This is a genomic window from Methylobacterium sp. B1 (assembly GCF_000333255.1).
Lineage (GTDB): Bacteria > Pseudomonadota > Alphaproteobacteria > Rhizobiales > Beijerinckiaceae > Methylobacterium > Methylobacterium fujisawaense.
In genome coordinates this window covers 1-224 of sequence record NZ_BACT01000613.1, presented here as the reverse complement: position 1 = coordinate 224, position 224 = coordinate 1, and the positions used below count along the sequence as shown (strand labels likewise).

Genomic DNA, 224 nt, shown 5'->3' with positions numbered 1-224 from the left:
TTGAGGCCGGATCCGGTCGGACGCATCGTCGAATGGCGGCGGGGGCGGAGGCCAGCCGTAGCCATCGTCGGCGGGCGGTGGCGGCCGGCGATCTCGGGGCGGCGGGGCGTAGACGTCCCGGTCCGGACCCGGTCGGCCGTAGATGTAGGGCCGCGCGTCGGGACCGACCTGCGCACCCGCGGGACCGGCCGCGTGAATCCCCAGGGCCAGCGCCGCCAGAGTCG

1 pseudogene is annotated in these 224 nt (G+C 76.8%); it reads right to left on the bottom strand.

Going from position 1 to position 224, the window contains the following annotated elements:
• Positions 1 to 219 (bottom strand): annotated as a pseudogene (locus I53_RS34590) (hypothetical protein); the annotation flags it as partial.
• Between the last annotated feature and the right edge of the window lie 5 nt (positions 220 to 224).